Annotated in this window: 14 protein-coding genes; 8 read left to right on the forward strand and 6 right to left on the reverse strand. The window is 38.0% G+C overall.

What is annotated here, in order from left to right; translation table 11 throughout:
* Genes AOB57_RS02960 through AOB57_RS02975 form a run of 4 tightly spaced genes read right to left on the reverse strand, consistent with a single transcriptional unit; the run spans nucleotide 1 to nucleotide 5,635 of the window.
* The gene (locus AOB57_RS02960) at nucleotides 1-2,433 is read right to left on the reverse strand and encodes a CRISPR-associated helicase/endonuclease Cas3 (RefSeq protein ID WP_082384192.1); all 2,433 of its coding nucleotides are present in this window, start codon (nucleotides 2,431-2,433) and stop codon (nucleotides 1-3) included.
* Nucleotides 2,390-3,088 carry a type I-B CRISPR-associated protein Cas5b gene (cas5b, locus tag AOB57_RS02965; protein WP_054298562.1) on the reverse strand — a complete coding sequence of 233 codons (699 nt, stop codon included), beginning with the start codon at nucleotides 3,086-3,088 and terminating at the stop codon, nucleotides 2,390-2,392. The genes AOB57_RS02960 and cas5b overlap by 44 nt, the downstream gene beginning before the upstream one ends.
* A gap of 18 nt (nucleotides 3,089-3,106) precedes the next feature.
* A complete protein-coding gene (gene cas7b, locus AOB57_RS02970) occupies nucleotides 3,107-3,982 on the reverse strand; it encodes a type I-B CRISPR-associated protein Cas7/Csh2 (protein WP_054298563.1) in 876 nt (291 codons plus the stop codon).
* Nucleotides 3,983-5,635, reverse strand: a complete 1,653-nt coding sequence (locus AOB57_RS02975; protein WP_054298564.1) for a TIGR02556 family CRISPR-associated protein — start codon at nucleotides 5,633-5,635, stop codon at nucleotides 3,983-3,985.
* A gap of 313 nt (nucleotides 5,636-5,948) precedes the next feature.
* On the opposite strand from AOB57_RS02975, the gene csa3 reads away from it, so the two are divergent.
* Entirely contained in the window at nucleotides 5,949-6,551 is a 603-nt protein-coding gene (gene csa3 / locus AOB57_RS02980) for a CRISPR-associated CARF protein Csa3 (protein ID WP_054298565.1), read from the forward strand.
* Between the two features lie 68 nt (nucleotides 6,552-6,619).
* Here the strand turns inward: csa3 and AOB57_RS02985 are convergent, their stop codons facing one another.
* Nucleotides 6,620-8,548 carry a glycoside hydrolase family 15 protein gene (locus tag AOB57_RS02985; protein WP_226999615.1) on the reverse strand — a complete coding sequence of 643 codons (1,929 nt, stop codon included), beginning with the start codon at nucleotides 8,546-8,548 and terminating at the stop codon, nucleotides 6,620-6,622.
* Nucleotides 8,549-9,112: 564 nt separating this feature from the next.
* On the opposite strand from AOB57_RS02985, the gene AOB57_RS02990 reads away from it, so the two are divergent.
* Nucleotides 9,113-9,265: a hypothetical protein gene (locus tag AOB57_RS02990; protein WP_167829483.1), complete on the forward strand. Its 153-nt coding sequence runs from the start codon at nucleotides 9,113-9,115 to the stop codon at nucleotides 9,263-9,265.
* A 72-nt stretch (nucleotides 9,266-9,337) separates the two neighbouring features.
* On the opposite strand, the gene wrbA is transcribed toward AOB57_RS02990, so the two are convergent.
* Nucleotides 9,338-9,967 (reverse strand): NAD(P)H:quinone oxidoreductase type IV, encoded by a 630-nt coding sequence (gene wrbA, locus AOB57_RS02995; protein ID WP_054298567.1) that lies wholly within the window; start codon nucleotides 9,965-9,967, stop codon nucleotides 9,338-9,340.
* 325 nt (nucleotides 9,968-10,292) lie between these two features.
* Between wrbA and AOB57_RS03000 the strand changes: the two genes are divergently transcribed.
* The 6 genes from AOB57_RS03000 to AOB57_RS03025 all read left to right on the forward strand — a co-directional run bounded on the left by AOB57_RS03000 (nucleotide 10,293) and on the right by AOB57_RS03025 (nucleotide 18,107).
* Nucleotides 10,293-11,441: a glycosyltransferase family 2 protein gene (locus AOB57_RS03000; RefSeq protein WP_054298568.1), complete on the forward strand. Its 1,149-nt coding sequence runs from the start codon at nucleotides 10,293-10,295 to the stop codon at nucleotides 11,439-11,441.
* An 8-nt stretch (nucleotides 11,442-11,449) separates the two neighbouring features.
* Entirely contained in the window at nucleotides 11,450-12,625 is a 1,176-nt protein-coding gene (locus tag AOB57_RS03005) for a glycosyltransferase family 4 protein (protein WP_054298569.1), read from the forward strand.
* A gap of 322 nt (nucleotides 12,626-12,947) precedes the next feature.
* Entirely contained in the window at nucleotides 12,948-14,042 is a 1,095-nt protein-coding gene (locus AOB57_RS03010; RefSeq protein WP_226999616.1) for a glycosyltransferase family 2 protein, read from the forward strand.
* Nucleotides 14,020-14,913, forward strand: coding sequence for a lysylphosphatidylglycerol synthase transmembrane domain-containing protein (locus tag AOB57_RS03015; RefSeq protein ID WP_054298570.1), 894 nt, complete (start codon nucleotides 14,020-14,022; stop codon nucleotides 14,911-14,913). The genes AOB57_RS03010 and AOB57_RS03015 overlap by 23 nt, the downstream gene beginning before the upstream one ends.
* Nucleotides 14,914-15,135: 222 nt before the next feature.
* Complete coding sequence (locus AOB57_RS03020) at nucleotides 15,136-15,744, forward strand: class I SAM-dependent methyltransferase (RefSeq protein WP_226999617.1); 609 nt, start codon at nucleotides 15,136-15,138, stop codon at nucleotides 15,742-15,744.
* A 482-nt stretch (nucleotides 15,745-16,226) separates the two neighbouring features.
* Nucleotides 16,227-18,107: a hypothetical protein gene (locus AOB57_RS03025; protein ID WP_226999618.1), complete on the forward strand. Its 1,881-nt coding sequence runs from the start codon at nucleotides 16,227-16,229 to the stop codon at nucleotides 18,105-18,107.
* Nucleotides 18,108-18,149: the final 42 nt, after the last annotated feature.

An 18,149-nucleotide genomic window follows, 5' to 3' on the forward strand; every position in this document is an offset into this window, starting at 1 on the left:
TCATAATATTTCAATAGATTTGGCTTCTGAAACTATACCTATACTAGGTGAATAAAGTACTCTAGTACCAGACTTGAGTGGAAGATATTCGGTATCGAATCCACTTATCTTAAGAAGATCATCAGATATTGACAAGTAAGTGCTTTCATATATAGAGATTTTATATTGATTCAGACGGCGAAATAAATTCTTAACTTTAAAATTATACTCCCATTTATTTTTAGTTAATAATTTATCTCTTTTAAGTTCAGAGATTTCTTTAATAATTTGAGAACATTCAGCATCTGCTTCAATAACAATATCTCTTTTGAAAGCATACTCATTCTTGATCAGTTCAAAAGAGTCTCTTAGTTTTTTAAAGTCAATATTTTTGATATGTTCAAGGATTTCAATCGACTTATCTTGACTAACTTTCTGGGTAATTTTTTCCGCATAAGCTTCATTAAGAGAAAAAATATCTTTTTCTTGGACAATCTCTTTGCCTTCAAGAATATTTCTAGTAATATCGGTAATAAACGCTGGATATATATAATTATGGAAATAACGGCCTTTTTCATCATCCTTTAGTCTATAGATATGAACTTCACTGGAGTCCTCACCCACTCCATTTCTATTTGCTCTCCCTGCCGTTTGATTTATCGAACTTAAAGGAGAGAAATCTCTATAAACAACATCCAGATCAATATCAACACCTGCTTCTATCAGCTGTGTTGAGACAACTACAAATTTTTTATTAGGATTTTTCTTGCGACAATTCTTAATTAAATTGATTTTATCAAGTCTTGCTTTTGGATATATCTCAGTTGACAGATATAGGCAACTTCGAGAGGTATTTTTTTGAAGGAATTCAAATATTTCCTTTGATGATTTAATCGTATTGAGCACAATCAAGAAACTTTTATCTTTTCGGCATTCGATATCTTTTATTAGTATATTTTTAAAATCACTAACTGATACGTCCTCTTTAATATGATTACAAATCCTGATCCGATTGAGGCTCTCAAAATAAATTTTCCTTCTAGGTACCAGTTCATGCGTTCCAATTAGCAAAGGCATTGTTGCAGTCACAAAAATAAACTTAACATTATATTTCTTTGCTAGTAATTCAAAAAAGGCACGAATTATTGAGTAGTACTTTTCATCCACTGCCTGAATCTCGTCAAGGATTATTATTGAATTTACGATTCGATTAAAACGGTGTGCGATGGAATTATCTCCGACCTTGAATATAGTATTAAACAACTGCACAAAAGTAGTAGTTATAATTTTGCTTTGCCAGTTATCGTAACAAAATCTAGCGTCATAATCTTTATACTCTTTTTCATCTGATTCATATTTTATTTCCGAAAGAGAATGGTGTTTTAATATCTCCGTATCCTTCGGTTCTTCATCGGTTTTTTGGTTGAACTTGATAATATTTATTAACTCATTGTAGTTTTGATCAATTATACTCATATAAGGAAGAGAATATATAACTCTTGATTGCTCCCCATAGAGGTTTTTAAGTTTCTCAGCAAAATAAAGAGCAGAGTAATAAGCAAGGAATGTTTTTCCAGAACCGGTTGGAACATTGATCGAAAAAAATGATTCAGAACTCAAATCAATTCTATCAAGCTCTTCTTTCATTTCCCTGAATATCTCATCCCTTATCTTGAATATTTGAGAGTCTGCAATGGCTGGGTTTTCAAACAGTAGGTTAGAACGTATATGGTCTTTATATTTTTCAACGAACCAGCAAGGTTTTTGATTCGGTATCGTCGGTAATTCAGATATCAGTTGCATTTTATCCGCAGTAAGTAAGAGAGAATAAAAATAATTAAAATCTAAAGTGTCTTCTACAGAAAAGTTGTTTAACTGCCAAACTTTACGAAAACGTTTTTTAATTAACTTTAGATTACTTTCATTGACAAACTCAAAAAATTCATTCAAATTTAAACAGTAAATATTCTCAAGTTCCTTCTGGCTAAATTTTTGAATATCTTGTATTTGTTCCTCGATGACGCTATAATCATCTGTTAAGTCAAATTCATCACGGGCATCTTTTACACTTCCATGATGTCTTTTTATAATCAAATAGCCAAACAAGTTGTACTCTTCTGGAAGCCACCAGTAAGCAAAAAGAGCAGACAAAAGAGCGTGATTTTTATTTGGTCCAAAAACTTTATCCTTTTTCCCAAAATCACCCTTTTCTTTTGCCTCTTGGAAGTCAAGATACTCTTGAAAAAAAGAAGTTGCTTTTCCAAAGTCATGAGCCATACAGATTTTGTTGACAATATCTCTCTTTTCACTATCATCATTCTGGGAATCGTAAATATAAGTTGCTATAGAAGTGACTTCTTCCAAATGGTCTTTTAACGATTGATGAAAATGTGACCTCAAGATAAAACCATTATTCAAAGAAGAAAACGATGTTCTCATCAACTTTATACACATCCCTTTTTAGATTACCCATCAAACTACAGGCTTTCTCTTTTTTACAAGTATGATCCTCTCTGAAAGCAAACAAAATCTTCTCGTAACTTATATACTCCCTCTTTTCATTATTAGATACAGGAATATTATCTGTAAATAGATGATAATCAGAGTGCTGAAGATCTATAAAACGAGAGGGAACGAGGCTATCAATACTATTCGACTTTGTCAGTAATTCGGCATCAACTCTGTTCTCATAATCTAATTTTGCAATATATTCACTTACACCCAGATATGGAGTGAAAATAGGTCTCTGGTTCTGCAACCTCTCCTCGAGTTCATCAAGCTTTTGAGGAAGCCATGAGACAAAAATTCTGTAATCAGGATCTCTCAAGAATTCTGCATTCACAGGAAAATTGAATAAACCTTTTTCAGCTTTCATACTTACTAACTTTAAAACTTGCATATCCTTGCGAACAGGAGAAAGCACTTGAATACCGATTTTTAGGTTCAAAGTATTTCTATAAAGTTCATTCTTATCAATACCCATAACCGCCCCAATAAGACCCTTTACAGCTGGGGGATGGATACACAAAAAAGTAAGAGCTGATGTAGTGGTATATGGTTTTCGAAATTTAGCATATCCACTTTTTGCCCTAAAAACCAAGCAATCCATTGAAGAACGCTCCTCTCATTAAAATTCAATAACCTTAAAATCGTCTGAGAGGTTTTCCACTTTTACACTCCCATGTTTATAGATGCGTATTGTCTCTATTGATTCCTTTTTATTTTTATAGTAAGTGCAAAGCTTTCTAAGATCAATAGTTGCCTGAGAAATATCTCGTAATTCCTCAACATCAGAATCGAAATTAATGTCGATGTAATTGAGTTCACCATCGATCCTATGTTCCTTATATACAACTTCAGCCAATAATCTAGGCATCTGATTTTTGGAAGTACTTCTATAATTGATAAGCCCATTAATTAGAGCCTTTGAAAATTCGTCAAGATCCTTTTCACTGACTTCAATGCCCTGTCTTTTAGCTGTATTATCATTATAAACAGCATAAGTTTTGAAAAGGGCATAAGGGGAAATATACTTGGACCAGATTGTGGACTGGTTTTTTCCTTCTCCACCTGCATAAGCAGAATTTCCTTGCATAAACTTTATTTCTGCTTGATTTACAGATTTGCTCCACATTACCTGTAAGGGACCTGTAATATCATACTTGGGTTTTGTAATCACCGCGCCAAATAATCTTACATCAATATACTCTTTCAAGAGATGAAGGGGGAGTTCAGCCTCTTTTACTTTGGCTTTTTCCATAACTTCTTTGATTAAACTGGTACACGACATCACTTTGCCATCCTTGTCTTTTTTAGTTCTAACAAGAACATTATGACCCATTGATTGCCATTCATCTCTAACGAAGCGTTTTATTCTAACATCAGAAACCTCAAGTTGGCCTGTAACTTCATCATGCCTTGGTTTGTTGTCGTTCAGCATATCTCCATTAGGATTTGCCATCGTACTGTCCCAAATTAGTAAGTATTCTCTTGTATTAGCCATTTACTGATCCTCTCCATCATTACTGTTATTATCCTTTGATTTTCCAATCCACTGCTGCATTCCCCAAAAGAAAATATACTTAGCTTCGTCGCTTGATAATTTTTCGTCTCCCGCTCCAATGAGTTCTTTGGAGGCAGAGATGAGATCTTTTAAATATCCTTTGTTTTGTACTCCATACTTATACATAAGCTCAGAGCATTGATTTGAAAAATAAATAAAAGTTTTGAAATCATATTTCCTTCCAAAGAAAAAGTTCTTTTCAAGATATGATTCATTACTTTGTTTGTCTTCTCCACCCTTGTAATTTTTAGATTCTTGTATCATTTTTCCATAAAGTCGACCCAGCAAAAACCATGCTTTTTTAATATTACTATCAAAAAAAGTTTTGTTAATATTGAAAAAATCCTCAATATTTTCGTATTTTGCCATATTATAACCTCTGTCACATTGTTCAACAAAATTCCAATTTTTTTCAAGACAACCGCAGTCTACAAGGAAATTATATACTCGATGGAGCATGAACATGCTTTCGTAACCTTGAAAGTAGTCATGCTTGTACTTGCTCATTGCATGAGAAAAAAATAAATTTCTGTTTATCTTGCTTCCATGAAAAATACTTTTCAAAAAATTCTTAGCCTCATTTGTGTTGAAAATCTCACTTGATTTCGAAGAATCTCCAAGTAAATAAGCTATTACCTGCCAAAGAGCTAAATTTTCTCCTGATTTTGTCTTATATTTACGTTCAAGCTCTGAAATTTTTGTAAATCGAGAAGGAATTACGTTTTTTATATCATAGGTAATTTTCCACTCAGTCTTTTGCTTTGGTGCAGAAAAGAATAAGATATCAACTTCAGTATCGCAATTGCCAATTTCGTCCATTACGTCAGCTTCGCTTTCGCGAAGATTCTCTAGAAGGTTCCTGCCTTTGATATCACCAATATTAGAGAATTCAAAAATCGCTTTAATTTTCTCATTATATATTTGAGGGAGAAATAAAATTTCACTTCCTCCCCACCATGTTTTGAGAAAATCATTTACATGTTTTCTTCCATAAAGTATATTGAAAATGCACTCTTTACAAACCCCATATGACAGGCCATCTGTGTTTGAAAAAATGTTTTTATCATTTGTGTAGCATTTATAAATAATACTATCGTAGAGAGTGTCCACGTACTGATTACACATATGACAGTTGCCAGGTAAAGTAACTTTTTTTAACCCGTTTTTTTCAATTTCAGATAAAAACTTGTTTTTTGCAATGTCTATTGGTTTATTACCATTATTTTTAAAAAGCACTACAAAATTTATTCCATCATATTCTTTTATTTTTGAATAAAGTAATGATTTAACTTCCTCGAACTTATTCAATGGAACATCAATAAATTCCAAAGAGGATTTAATTTTATTATCATTTAAAGAATCCTTCTTTACAAGTGCTCCAACAAACCAAGGTCCCTGTTGAAATAACAGCCCATCTTTGAAAACTTCCTTTTCAAAACCTCTGCTATCAATATTAACAGACGAGTCAGAGATATCTACATCGAGAATTAATTGATAGTCATCAGATTCCTCTTTTTGCCATAAGTCAACCAGATCTATTTCTCCCTCAATACCTCGGACAGTCTTCCCGATATTACAGATAGCTTCAATCATCTTTATTCCCACATCAACTCTTTTACATAAACTTCATTAGTGATTTTATTTACACTCAAATTCCTCAGTCAACTACGTCAATTTTGATTGCAGAATTACACATTTTTAAAATAATCTAAAATACTATTATACTTAATAATTTATAACTGTTTCTCTAATTAGTTCCTCAATTTGTGAACCTTAATACTTCATTGTTAATATTCTATATATACATTTCTAAATTCTATTTCACTGATAAATATATTAAGCTAACTGCAAATGCAGATTCCATATAGTAAAACATTTAACCCACCCCCACAATAATAAGCACTTAATGTCAAAGCTTACACTTATCTCCACAATCTATTCCCTTGAGCCTGTTATCATCTGCGTGACAAGGCTATCCCCTTCAAAAATTATATTGCTGTCAGAGGAAGGGGCACCTGATAAGAAGGTGCAGTCTGAGGAAATGATTGAAAAAACGTTTAAAAACGCACTTGTGGTTGAGAAAAAGTATACGTCTGTTTATGATACCGTGCGCGTGGCAAAAGATGTTGCTGAGCTGATTGAGCAGGAACATGCAAAGGGCAACCAGGTAATTGTCAACGTGTCGGGCGGGCGGAAACCGCAGGCTTTTGGGGCGCTTTTCGGGGCATATGCAAGGAATGATATGGTGCAGAGAGTTGTGTATGTGACCGAAGAGGATAGTTTTATGATTGATTTTCCAGTACTGAGTTTCAATCTCTCGGAAACAAAGAAACTGATACTCGAAGAGATCCAGAAAGGAGTATCCTCGGTTCCCCAGATAGCCGCAACTGCCGGGATCTCGAAAGGCATGACTTACAACCACCTTCGGGAACTCAAAGCAATGGGCTACATAGCAGATGGAGAAAGCGGGTACATTATAACCGATGCCGGAAGGATCGCTTCGATTTGATTTAGAAACATTTTGATTTAGAAGCATTCCACTCCCTCTGCCCACTTTCCAGGGTCTAAATCCATCTATTACTCCGGATAATCACAGGAACTACTTTCTTTTTTCTCAAGAGCTTGCAGATATTCCAGGACAGCAAGGACATAGGTAGAATGAGACCAGGCAAGCGGGAGGACGGAAAGAGGATTGCCTCTGTCGTCGATCTGTTCCGAGAAAAGGCCTGCGGGATGGGCGTGAGCTGCGCACCAGTCAAGGAGTTCGAGAGCCCGGTCAAGGTTGCCGACTGCGGAATGCCACTGGGACAGCCAGAGCGTGCAGATAATCCAGCTGTTCATATAGCCAAAGTAGGTGTCGTGAAGATACCTGGCAATCCCGCCTGAGGGGCGCTTAAGCTCCCGTTCGATCGCCTCCATAGTCTGGGCTACCCTGATATCGTCGGGAGGAAGAATTCCGAGGTACCAGACGGCAAAGACCGAAGAATCAAGAGTGGCATCGTTAAGCCCGCGGCGGAAGCGCCTCAGCCTCTCATCATAAAGTTTCTCCAGAATAGACTTTCGGATGCGCTCGGCAGCCTCCTTCCAGATATTTGCATTGTCATAATCCCCAAGCGAGCGGGAGAGTTCGTAGGCTCCGTTAAGGCCGGCGTAGACCGTACATGCACTGTAGGTATGCACGCCTTTTCGTTCCTCCCAGAGGTCGAAGCTCGAAATCGGAAGGTCTGTTTCCCTGTCAATTGCCTTTACGAGATAATTAGCTGTGGGGAGTACAAGCCTTCTGTAGTACCTGCCTGTTGTCCAGACACTCTTTTCAATCTCCCAGTTATTATAGAGGGCATAAAGAGGAAGCCCTGTCTCGTCGATCTGGATCATAGGCACAGGATGCCAGGTGCTCCCGAAGTCTCCGGCAGGCGTGTATTTGTGAAGGAAGTTGCCTCTGGGTGTAATAGTTTTTGCGAAAAACTCAAACGTCTCAGCAGTCAGGTGATGGTACCGTGCCCGATCAAGTGCAAGGCAGACCCATGCTGCATCCCTGGGCCAGCAGTAGCTGTAAAGGTCTGCTCCGAACTGTTTTATATCCGAATCACAGGATGCAATTATAGAGCCATTAATGTCCATATGGGCGACAACTGCAAGCAGGCTTCTGTAAAAGCACTTTGAGACACGCTGAGGCAATTGAGACATCCTGGCAGATTCCGGAAGGACTGATACCTGCTCAGTAAATGAATTCCAGAAATTGAAGTTGTGATGGAAAAGGGCTTTTCTTCCGGCTTCCTTTACCCGTTTATGGATTTGAAGCACGCTGCAGTATTTCTTTCCAAGCACTATCCAGTAGTGCAGCCTTGTCGATTCCCCTGGTTTCAACTCGGGAAGAGTCCAGCCAAGAGTGGAGTCCACTGAGCCATGCGCTACAGGATTTCCGCTCAGGGAAGCATCACTTTCCATATCTCTCCATGTGCCTTCAAGCCCTTTCCACTCTGCAGTTCCAACCGCGTACTGGTCAAATGGAGGGTCACTCGCGTGCAGGAAATAGCGGTCGCGTTTATAATGGATAAGCGTATTTTTATCAATTACAGCAGTTTCTCCGATTTTGGTCTCAAGAATCCTGTAGTTCTGGTTTGAGAAAAAACGCAGGTGCTTGACTAAATTTGAAGTATTCCTTACCTCAAAAGTCCTGTAGAAAATGTTTACCGAAGGGTGGACAGCTTCCCAGACTGTAATTTTCAGCCCTAATTCAGGATTTTCGAATACTGTTTCCCCTATATTTGAGATAATTCCCCTGCAAACCTCAGGAACTTCCTCACTGCCTTTCTCAATATCGGTTTCCCCTTCTACGACTTCCTTGTTTTTTCCAGAGATTTCAATAATACGCTCACAGAAATCTTCCTTAAACTCGGACTTATACCTCTGACGAATCTTCCAGTTTTCAAGCCAGCTACAATGAAAAGAGTCAAGGTCGCATATGCCAGCCTTTATCCTGTTCCCATGGTTCTCAAGCCCCACATACGGGAAATAAATATCCCTTATCGTCCCCTTTTCGTCCTCACAAATCAGGATTCTCCCATTTCCGAAAATTAACGGCCTAATTCAGGATACCTCCTACTATCCTTTAAATTTTTGACCCTCAATTAATAGCCTGTCAAAGCATTTAAGCTTCAACAGAAATTCAAAAATAAATGACTCCAAAGTTGAATCATTTTTTAAATATAATCTTTCACGAGAGATGAATGTATTACCACAAATAGTTTAGTATAAGGAATTCCAGTGGGAACTGAATTTTATCCCTGTCAGATTTATCAAAATGTTAGCTAGAAATAATTTTAACTGTCGAGTTAATATTTAGAATTATTATCAGCTCAATTGAACCCAAGGGGAGATATGCATTTTATATAACATTTTTTTAAAATGAAATTAGATTTTCCCGCAAAATCAATTTAATTTCTTATTAAGAATATATACAAATTTAATAAGAAAGTTTATATTTTATTGCGTTATCTTACTAGATGGCTTATAAAAACGAATATTAAAAGACTCACATACATAGAATGCGTGTTTATAATGTCTTACGTGAAAAAAGCATGCCCCGTTTGTGGGAAAGAATTCTTTGTCCTTAGAAAAGCTGAGGAAAAGGCAACTTATTGTACTATGGCGTGCCTGACAAGAGCTCAGGATATTGAGTCCAGAGGTATAACCTTCCCGGGTTTGGTCGATCATTTGTAAAAGAGATTAAAAATATGGAGAACACCCTGCAAAGGGGGATGTTTTCCAAGCTTTTTATTTTCCAGGGTTTATTTATTTTCCAGCCAGTTTTTTTGCTGTCTGGGCTACAAGCTTGCCCTGATAGCGAGCCATCGCAAGCTCATTTTCTGAAGGCTGGCGGGTGTTATTCTCTCCTGCAATCGTTGTAACTCCGTATGGGCTGCCGCCTGTAATTTCATCCATTCTCATCTGCCGGGTTTCAGAATAAGGAAGCCCGACAATGACCATTCCTAGATGGAAAAGGGTTACATAAGTAGTGAGGAGTGTGGATTCCTGACCTCCATGCTGCGTCTGACTGGAAGTAAAGGCGCTCCCTACCTTTCCAACAAAAGCATTTTTGGCCCATAACCCTCCAAGGCCGTCAAAAACCGTACGCATCTGAGCAGACATATTCCCATAACGTGTTGGCGCCCCAAAAATAATGGCATCTGCACCTGCAAGTACGTCTTCGTACATGCTTCTGGTCAGTACAGGAATATGGGCAAAGAGATTTTTTGTTTCAATTGCCCCCATCTTTTCCAGAACCTCATAAGGTAGAGTTTCAGGCACCTGATAAATCTCTACTTCGGCTCCTTCAACCTCTCTTGCTCCTTCAGCTACAGCTTCTGCCATTTTGTAAATGTGACCATAAATACTATGGAATACCACGCTTACCTTAACCATTAAAGTCCCCCATTAAATTAATTGAAATACAGACAAAGCGGTCTCAACTATAGTGATGTCAGTTGATAATCCGCGGAAAAACCTGAATCCTTTCTTAAAAATATATTCTGATGCCTTATATAGCTTGTTGGCAAAAGTTGACTTTCTATTCCTGGCTTTGTTTCCTTACCCTTAGCTCATATCTTGATATCTGATTTGCATTCCTGATTTTCGATTCTCTATTCCTGCTTTACTTTATTTACCATGCCCGAGGGCAATTTAAAAAATAAATTTTAGAGTACAAATTCCTGATAAATAATACGTATCAAAATAGTTATTAGGATATATGCTGTATAGGCTGGACATGCCCTCTCTTTCTATCGTAATGCCTTCCATGAATGAGGAAGAAACAATCCGTATCTGTATAGAGAAAGCTCAGTCTATATTCAAAAAATATGGCATAGAAGGGGAGATAATAGTTGCTGACAACTCTTCTGATAGAACCGCAGAGATTGCAGCTTCAATGGGTGCAAAGGTAATAGGCCCGATAAAAGGATATGGAAATGCTTACCTTAAAGGGCTAGCCGAAGCAAAAGGGGATTATATTGCGATTGCAGATGCCGACAATACATATGACCTGCTTGAGCTTGATAGATTCCTTGACCCTCTTATGGCAGGAGAAGCGGATTTTATAATGGGCACGCGACTTAAAGGCGATATCAAAAAAGGAGCTATGCCCTGGCTGCACCAGTATATAGGCAATCCCTTCCTGACAGCAATGCTGAATTTCCTGTTCGGGACGAGAATTTCGGACGCTCACTGTGGGATGCGAGCTTTTACAAAAGAAGCGCTAGAGAAAATGAATCTTAAGACACGTGGCATGGAGCTTGCATCCGAAATGGTGATCGAAGCTGCAAAATGCAGGTTGAGGATTAAAGAAGTCCCCATAACCTATTACTCCCGCCAGGCTCCTTCCAAACTGCGTTCATTTCAGGACGGATGGAGGCATGTGAGATTTATGATGCTGTACCGCCCCCTGCCATTTCTCTTTCTGCCTGGAGCCGTAGTTTTTGCGCTCGGAGTCCTGATAACCGGTTCCCTCCTGCTTAGCGGGGATGCGGCAGAGAACAGGCTGCATTCTTTTATTCTGGGTTGTATGCTTCTGATCTTCGGAGGACAGACACTGTCTACCGGCGGCTATATGAAAACGTACGGCATTATCCGCGGCGTATACCCTAAGAATAAAGGCGGTACTCCAAGCTGGTTGAATTACCATTCCCTTGAAAAGGAATTGCTTGCAGGTTCACTTATTCTTGGGGCAGGCTTACTGTTAGGACTGAAAGTAGTATACACCTGGATCAGCTCAGGGTATGGGTCTCTCTCGGAAGTGAGAAGTGCAGTGATTTCAATGGTTTTTGCTTTTATCGGTCTACAGATGATTTTCTCGGCAATTGTCCTGAGCGTAATGCTCCTTGAAGTGGACACGGACTGGTAAGTGATGAGATGAAAATTGCCTTTGTGTACGATGCTGTCTATCCATGGGTCAAAGGCGGCGCAGAAATGCGTATCCATGAGCTGGGGAAGCGGCTCCTGGACAGGGGGCACGAAGTACATATTTTCGGAATTAAATGGTGGGAAGGCGAAGATACCTTTGAATATGAAGGCATTATCCTTCACGGAGTCTGTAAAGCCCGAAATCTGTATGTAAACGGCAGGCGTTCAATTTCCGAGGCAATAATCTTTGCTGCTAAACTGTTCCCGGAACTCAGGAAAGAAAACTTTGACCTTATAGATGTGAGTGTCTTTCCCTATTTTTCCTGTTTCACCGCAAAAGCAGTCTCAGTCCTGAAAAAAACCCGATTAGTGCTTACCTGGCATGAGGTATGGGATGATTACTGGTACGAGTACCTGGGAAAAGCAGGTTTTTTCGGATGGATAGTCGAAAAAATGACCTCAAAATTATCTGAAAATAATATTGCAGTTTCAGGCTGGACTAAGGACAGGCTTGAAGCACTGGGGGTTCCGCGAGAGAGAATTACGGTAATCTCCAACGGGATCGACCTTAAAAGAGTTTCCGAAATTGAGCCCGAAGGTGGAAAAGTTCACTCAGATTTTGAAAATAAAAAATATGACGTTATTTTTGCAGGCCGCCTTATAAAAGAAAAAAATGTCGACCTGCTGATTAAAGCTGTAGCACTTCTTAAAGCCGATTTTCCGGAGATCAGGTGCTGTATTGTAGGCGACGGACCAGAGAAGGCAGCACTTGTAGAGCTTGCAAAGAGAACCGGAATTTACAGAAATGTAGAGTTTGCAGGTTTCCAGGAGTATGGGGCGTTGATAGGAAAAATCAGGGCTTCAAAGGTGCTTGTGCTGCCTTCAAGCCGGGAGGGGTTCGGGATGGTGGTTATCGAGGCTTTTGCCTGCGGAGTGCCAGTAGTGACGGTAAGAGCGAAGTACAATGCTGCGCAGGGGCTGGTTGAAAATGGAGTGGATGGATTTGCTGTGGAGCCTACAGAGGGAGAAATTGCGAAGGCTTTGCATAAAATAATCGGGAAAAACCAGGACTATAGAAAGATTTCAGAAGCTGCACTTCGAAAAGCTGAAAATTATGATTGGGAGAAAATAATTAAGGAAATTTGTTTAGTTTATGAAGGTTATATGAAAAAACCCCTAAAATAAGAGTCTTTTTTTCAAAAGGATAAGGAATCTCAGGAAAGCTGTAAGAAGTTCGTTGTTCCGAGGAGAGACAATCAATACCTAAGTAAACTAATTTTACATATTTAGTGATCTGACTTTACTTATTTAGTAATTTAATTTATTATACTTCTATAAAAAAATAAATAAAATCTAACTTTTATAAGAAAAGTAATTAAATCTCTACTCCTATTATTTAGTGGGGTATGGAAAAGTATTAAATAAATATCCCATGTCTCAGTAAGCTAGACAGCTGTTTCAGGGTATTCATGGCAGTCTGGACTATTAAAAACTTATCATATTTCAGATGCCACTTAGGAGCAATTATATCATTGATACTTTTCAAGTATGTGGAGGAAATGTTACGTACGGTTCGAGAGGTCAATTAGAGAATCGAGGGATCTATACAATAGGATATCCAGCTTATTTTCCAGACGCTTATACTATCCAGAATGATTACATATCGAACAAACTTGATCTCTCGATAATAATCCCGGTTTACAATGAAGAAGAAAACATACTTGAACTTTACGAGAAATTGTGCTGTGTTCTTTCGGTACTGGATAAAAGATATGAGATAATTTTTGTAGATGATGGCTCGACTGACAATACATTCGAGACAATAAAATCGATTCAGGACAGTAATATAAGAATTCTGAGATTTCAGCGGAACTACGGAAAAGCTGCAGCTCTCTCTTGTGGGTTTAAGAAATCGAGAGGAGAGTATGTTATTACTATGGATGGAGATCTGCAGGATGACCCCAAAGAAATTCCAAGATTCCTTGAGAAATTAAAAGAATTTGATATGGTTTCCGGCTGGAAGGTCAAAAGACAGGATCCCTTATCAAAAACTCTTCCCTCAAAATGCTTCAATAAATTAACCCGATTTATCACAGGAGTAAAAATTAATGATTTTAACTGCGGATACAAAGGATACCGAAAAGAGGTTGTAAAAAATATAAATTTATATGGAGAGTTTCATCGTTATATTCCGGCTCTAGCTCACTGGAGAGGTTATACTGTAGGGGAAATAGAGGTCGAGCATCATCCTAGAATCCACGGAAAATCGAAGTACGGAGCCGAAAGACTATTGAAAGGTTGCCTTGACCTGATGACAGTCACTTTTTTAATGCTGTATAAGAAAAGGCCTCTGCATGTGTTCGGCGGCATAGGTCTGGTACTGGGTTTTTCAGGGATAGTTATTTCTATATACCTTTTCTCGCTATGGGTCACAGGTACAGGGATAGGGGATAGGCCTCTTCTTATGCTGGGGATACTGCTTACAGTAATAGGAGCCCAATTTATTTCCCTTGGATTGATCGGAGAACTGATCACAAACTCCAGAAACAATGATGACTACATTATAAAGTTTGATAGCTATGAACTGGAAAACGGCAGGTAAATTCACAGTTAGCCTGGGGCTGCTATGGTATCTTTTAAGTAAGCTAGATGTAAAAGCCATTTATGAAGTTTTTACTGAAATGAATCTAGTTTTGCTCTCCTTTTCCCTGCCTCTTGTAGTTCTCATGTACTTAATGAAAGCTAGAAAGTGGCAAACTTTGCTTAACTGCATAGACATCAGGATTCCGATTCTCAGATCTCTTGAAATCATTCTAATAGGCACATTTTACGGGGCTCTTACTCCGGGCAGGACAGGTGAAGTCTCAAGGGCTTTTTATCTGGACTCTGAGAAATCAAGAAGCATACCAACCATAATAATGGACCGGATAATAGACGTTATCTGCCTGATGTTTTTAAGTGCGCTTGCAATAGCTTTCTTTTTTAAAGATAGGAATTTAATCTATCTCATGACATTTATGATGTCATTTTCCGCTGTCGGAATAGTCATTATTACAAATGAAAAAGCAGTTTCTCTGTTTTTTAGGATGTTTTTTAAGAACAAAGAATACAAGGAAAATTATATAAAAACAATGAGGGAAATCATTAAAAATAAAAAAGTTCTTTCCAAGGTTTTCTTATTAACTTTAGGATATTATCTGGTAAACTTGGTTGTATACTGGATAGTAATAAAATCATTAAGCCCGGCTTTAAATAATATTCTTGCTTTTTCACTGCCAATAATCGTAGTTCTGGGCAATTTCCCTATATCAATATCCGGATTTGGAATTCGAGAATTTATAAGTGTCACAATCTTCAATCTGCTGGGCGAAAACTTAGCATACGGATTTTCCTGTCCTGTAATTCTTTATTTTTTAACATCCCTATCCCCGGCACTTTTTGGATTCCTGCTCACTCTAAAAAAACGGTACTGAAAAACCGTATCCATTAATTATAAAAATAAAAAACTTGCTTCAGGTGGATCATTAAGAATTATTAAAACAGGATCTGGAAATAAAACAGTATCTGGGAATAACTATTAAAGCAATGTAATAAAGTATTACCTAAAAATAATTTATAATCACTGAAAGAAAACAAAGTAAAGAAACTGATATTATAATCCAGGTAGGGTTAGATTGAATTCTGAGGGAGATAAAGTGGACCAGGCGGAGATACCGATCAACGAAAATTTTCAAAGTGGAAACTACAAAAAATATAATTCCAAAAATCCATTAATGGGGATGGTTATATCAAATTTTATTGAAAATTTAAAAGCTGCTGTAACTCCACTGGAGAATATAAATAAAGTCATTGATATCGGCTGTGGGGAAGGATTTATCATTAACTGTCTTGACTTTCCTGATATTACAGGCGTGGATATCTCTAAAAGCGCACTTAAGCTTGCAAGGGATAAAAACCTGAACTCTAATTTGTGTGCAGGAAGCGTGTACGAACTTTCATTCAAAAACGATAGTTTTGACCTTGCTATAGCAACCGAGGTTCTGGAACATCTCGAAGAACCGGAAAGAGCTATTCAGGAAATCAGGAGGGTCTCAAGAAACTACTGTGTATTCAGCGTACCTAATGAGCCTTATTTCCGCATAATGAACTTCTTAAGAGGGAAGAATCTAACGCGGTTTGGGAATGATATCGAACACGTTCAGAACTGGAGTTCGGAAGAATTTGTGAAATTACTAAGAAAGTATTTTAAAATTTTAGAGACCCGAAAACCCTTCCCCTGGACAATGGTGCTGTGCAAGAAATAAAAATCGATGAGTACACTGGCAGGAAACCTGCGAGCTGGACATTATGAAGTGGAATTGAAAAGAAATTATCTTAATTAGAACTAATTGAAAAGGAATTACCCTAAAAATTATCTTAATTAGAGCTTGATTTCATGGGCAAAAACATAACAAAACTCAGAAAGCAGGGGGGATATACTATAGAAATTAAGAAATTTATTGAATCCAGAAAATTAAATTATAAAGATTTTAACAAGCTACGTGAGTATAGTTCGGTTTTAGCACTATATGTTTTTCTAACGGTTATATTTACCTACCCGGTTGCATTTAAGATAAAAACCGATATTCCGGGAATGGCTGGAGACTCTTTTCAGTGGATGAGAATATTATGGTATACAAAAATAGCTATATTCGAAACAAACTTAACAACTTTAACACACGACAATTTGCTTTTTTACCCGGACGGCATAGAATCAATGCCCTTCCCTTCAGCATTTAATCAAATAATGTACTTATTGCTATCTCCCTTTTTAGAGCTTCATGTCATTTATACCATTCTCTGGCTGCTAACATTTATAGCAGGAGCATTCGGGTGTTACCTGCTTGTAAAATACCTTACAGGAAACAAGTACGCTGCCTTTATTGCAGGGATTGTTTTTGCGTTCTCCCCTTATCATTTTTCAAGAGGCCTATATTTTTTTGGTGCAACTACAATCCAGTGGATCCCCTTTTGTGCTCTGTATCTTATAAAAACAGTTAAAGAAGGGGGAATAAAAAACCCTATTATTGCAGGTGCATTTTTCATTCTCGTAGCAATGAGTGACCTGCAGTATATGGTATTTATGGGGATATTTACAGGACTCGTACTTTTATATGATTTCTACAGGAATCTGGACCTGAATAAGGGGTTTTTTCTCTCAACGGGAGAAATAACAAAAAAGTATGCAGCTTTTGGGATAGTTAGCTTTTCAGGAATATTGCCTTTAACGCTCAATGAAATCCGGATCTCACTCTCAAGCCAGAATTTTTTGAAGCCGGATTACAGCGAGATTTTGAAGCTGTCAAATGATTTTATGAGTTTCTTTACCCCCTCCCATTTACATCCTTTTCTGGGTGATTTTACTCTGGATTTTTATTCAAAAGTGCCGAGTTGGCTCCCTGAAAAAGTAAATTTCATAGGTTATGCCGTGCTTGGACTTTCCATATTTGCTTTTATAAAATTAAGAAAAGATCCTGATGTTAAATTCTGGCTATTTTCCACCCTTTTCTTTTCAGCAGTCAGTCTGGGACCGGTTCTGATGTTTAATGGAGAGCCGCTGCTCATCAATCAGGGTATAAATCTGCCCCTCCCTCACCAGATATTGTATCAAACCATTCCATTTCTGGATAACTGCCGGACAGTTGGCAGATTTTTCGTAATGGCAACACTTGGATACGCTGTGCTTGCAGGGTATAGTCTTTCTGAACTGCTAAAACATAAAATCAGAAAAAAATCACTCGTTTTTACGGTGATAAGCTGCCTCATAATTCTTGAATATCTCTGCATTCCATATCCAACCTCTTCAGCAGATATTCCAGAGTTTTATCGCACCATTGGGAATGATAATGAAAATTATGCTTTACTTGAGCTTCCTGCAAATACAAATGGCGGATATATGAATTTTGCTTATCTATATTACCAGACGGTTCATAAAAAGCCACTAGTAGGCGGTTATGCTGCGAGATACCCTGAAAACGTAAATAATTTCCAGCAAAATACTCCTTTTATCAGGGAACTGACATATGGCGGTCAGTATCAGAATGACATTGTACGGGAAGACCTTGCAGAAAAAGGGGCTTCCATCCTTAACAAGAATAACATAAGATACGTTATTCTTCACCAGGACCAGTTATCTAGAGAGCAAATGGATTCTGCAAATAATTTACTGAAAAAAACACTTAATACCGAACCTGAAGTATACCCGGAAGACGGGCTTGTAGTTTATCGTGTCCAGAAAGAGGAGGAAAAACTGCTTCATTCAATCGCTTTAAAGGATGGCTGGTATCCCCTGGAGGACTGGGGAGGTACGCCTACCCGCTGGATGTCAGATAACGCAACGCTATCAATATATTCGGATGAAGAAAAAAACGCTACATTAAAATTCCAGACCTACAGTTTCCATCGTCCAAGAACACTGAAAATATATAGCGGAAAAGATCTCCTGTACACGCAGGCTATAAATCCTGATTATGTTACAGTATCGGCACCTGTATCTCTCAGGAAAGGAGAAAATATCATTCATTTCAATGTACGGGAAGGTTCGGAAAGACCGTGTGATATCCCTGAACTGAACAGTAATGACACCAGGGAATTGAGTATAATAGTCCAGAAAATGGAGCTCCTTTAAGCCTTTAATGGGAAGAATAAGGATTTTAAGATTTATCCAGAA

The organism is Methanosarcina flavescens, assembly GCF_001304615.2.
GTDB lineage: Archaea > Halobacteriota > Methanosarcinia > Methanosarcinales > Methanosarcinaceae > Methanosarcina > Methanosarcina flavescens.